Raw genomic sequence first — 2,988 nt, forward strand, 5'->3', positions numbered from 1 at the left:
ACAATGCAAACAATGCAAATGTTCTAAACCAAAACAATCAAAACCATCCTTTATACTCAAAAGACACAGACTCAAACCATCCTTCTTTTAAAGATATTTTAGATTACAATAACCACCAAGCTTCTTTGGTAAAACAAGAAGATAGGGATAATGCGAAGGTGATGAAAAGACCTTTGAGTAATACTCCAAAGTCTTGGTATGGAACAAATATGGGGAATAATAGAAAATTTCAGCATCAACAGATATTTTTTGAAGATGAAGAGGGTGGGAACATAGGCTTTACAACTCATAGTCGAGCGATTTTTTTTGGAGATGGTGTATTTATGGTAGAAACTGATCCAAATGTTATCAAACTCTATGAAGATACTGATGGTATTCATTATGATGATAGGATTATGAGAAGAGCTGTTGATAACGTGAAAGAGACTTTTAATATGTACTATAAGGCTTGGAATAATAATTGTCAAGCTTTTACTCATTCTGTAGTTTCAGAATATTACAGAATATTATATCAAGAACGGGAGATGAAGATAAAATGATGGAAAGTATTATTTCATTTTTAAATGAATTGAAATATCCTTTTGATCGCGAAAGTGCTTTATTTATATGGTTAATTTTTACTTTTTATAATTTACCAATTCTAATAGTTACGCTTATCATCAATAGTATTTTAGATCAAAAAAAATTCTCTATCAAGATATTATTTTTATCTAATTTTGATTTATTATTAATATGCTTATCGATATATTTAATTAATTTAGTGATATTTTTAGAATTTTATGTAGGATTAATTTACATTATAATATTATTCATCATTATATTTATTTTAATCTTTATATTCATATTTAGAAAAATATTTTTAGATTATTATATAAAAAATAATATATTTAATATTTTATATAATTATATTTCTATTAGTTTTTTATTAAGTTTTTCAAATTTACTGTACATATTTATGGTATATATATTAAATATGATATATTCTTATATTGTATTTCAAAATAAAAAAATATTTCTTTATATTTTAATATTTATTATTTCACTAGTATATTTTATTAGATTTTTACATATATATCTATTTGATTTTATCTATGTTAGAATTTTAATCTATAGTCCTAGTATATTATTGGTATTATCAATCATTCGATTATTGTATTTATTATTTTTTAGATATATGAGGAAGAGATAATGAACAGCAAAATCTTTAAAACAAGATTCTTCTAAAGAATCCAAAAAAGCTCACAAAGAAGAAAACAAACCTGATGACAATGTTCATAAGAGTGAAGAGAACAAGCAAGGGGAACAAACACAAGGAAGCACAACAGACAAACCAACCCAACTTGAGACTAAGACAAAGTTGCCAAATCAAGGTCTTGTTGATGGGGGAGTGAAAAATGGACCAAAAGTTGATGCAGGGAAACAAGGCAAACATGTCCCATCACACAATAATAATGACCTCAATAAATCTCAGTGGCCTGAAGGTGATGATGGGGTTAAGGCAACACAAGAAGCTTGGGTAAAAGGTAAAGAGGTTAATTCAGGTAGGAATGGTGTCAAAAAACGATACAATCATCCTAAATATGGAGAAATAGAAGTTCATATGGACTCGAAAGGAAATATACATGGCTATCCAACAGGAAGATAACGATATTCTTTTACCAAAAATATATTCAATGTGGCCTGAAGGTGATGATGGAGTTAATGTAACACAAGAGGCTTGGGTAAAAGGAGAATTCTTTAATAAAGAACAAACAATAAAGATATACAAACACCCTCAATATGGATACATAAAAGTATTTATGGGAGAAGAAGGCTATATTCATGGATATCCAATCAAAACTTTGTATTCACAAAATTTGATTTCGGTTATAAGGGACTTTAGCGATAAAGATATTGTGAGGTTGTGCAAGTTATTGAGATCAAATCATAGTATTTTTAATTTTGCTCTAGGTAATTATCCATATTCTCCTATTGGATTTGCTGAGAAATTTTGGATAGAGAAGTTCAAGATATTAAAGTTACCAATAGATGCTTTTTCTGATTTTAATTATTCTGTATGTTGGACATTGCTTTTTAGACTCACAAGGCAAGTTCTAAAATTACAAATCTCTATCATCGCCCCTTTTGCTAAAATAGAACTCTTAAAAGATGAATATATTGATGAAAATCTTATAAAACAAATAGAGCATATTTTAATTGAGAATGATTATATATTGTTGAGCGATAAACAACTTCAGTTAGAAGTAGAGGGAATCGAGTTGGATAATTCTCAGAAAAATATTAATGTTTCAAGATGTTTATTTGAGGAGTATTGATTTTACAGATATTTGAGATTTAAATAGAATAGGAGATTAAAATGCTATCTTTATATGATCATGAAAACTCAATCATAGATTATTCAAAGATACCTCTTGATGTCGCCCGTAATCATAATGTATCTAATAATAATTTTTTATGATAAAACTCTTTTTCCTATTACATCTTGATGCATAAAAACCAAGCTATTTTAGATGATGATATCATGCTTATAAGTGCCTTGAATGAGGTAAAGTATGAATTAGTTTTTGTATTAAGTTATCTATCTCATTACTGTTAGTATTATAGTTTAGAAACTAGATTTGATTTTGATTCAAAACAATGGAGTTTTATAAATAAATTTAAGAATAAAAATTTTGTTCAAGCCGAGAATCAGTTTTTACAATTAGATGAGATTAGGGTTTTGGATAGTTTTTTATCAGAGAATAACTATTATTTTATACCAGATGATTTTATCAATCTTGTTATAGAAGACATAGAAACACATGTGTAACTTTGGAGAAGCAAAAATTTATGATGCTTTATTTTTTTGATCTAATTTCAATATAACAACTTCAAATATCTTCTCACCATTGACTCAATTCTCCTTTATAGTCGAATTTTATCTTCCTAATTATTAATATTTATTTAAGTTTTTATTTTTTATAATCCTAAAGGATAACATTTTATTTT

General features: G+C 26.8%; 3 protein-coding genes. All 3 read left to right on the forward strand.

The window, feature by feature from the left end:
- Positions 1 to 539: hypothetical protein (locus BKH42_RS09605; protein WP_219349859.1), on the forward strand; the 539-nt coding region annotated here is incomplete at its 5' end.
- An 818-nt stretch (positions 540 to 1,357) separates the two neighbouring features.
- Positions 1,358 to 1,645 (forward strand): hypothetical protein, encoded by a 288-nt coding sequence (locus tag BKH42_RS08950; RefSeq protein ID WP_095296256.1) that lies wholly within the window; start codon positions 1,358 to 1,360, stop codon positions 1,643 to 1,645.
- Positions 1,623 to 2,315, forward strand: a complete 693-nt coding sequence (locus tag BKH42_RS08955) for a hypothetical protein (protein ID WP_095296257.1) — start codon at positions 1,623 to 1,625, stop codon at positions 2,313 to 2,315. The genes BKH42_RS08950 and BKH42_RS08955 overlap by 23 nt, the downstream gene beginning before the upstream one ends.
- Positions 2,316 to 2,988 lie beyond the last annotated feature (673 nt).

The sequence above is a fragment of the Helicobacter sp. 13S00482-2 genome, assembly GCF_002272795.1.
Classification (GTDB): domain Bacteria; phylum Campylobacterota; class Campylobacteria; order Campylobacterales; family Helicobacteraceae; genus Helicobacter_J.

Coding starts and splice junctions, on each gene's coding strand:
- BKH42_RS08955 (WP_095296257.1), top strand. CDS start 1,623: ATGGCTATCCAACAGGAAGATAACGATATTCTTTTACCAAAAATATAT.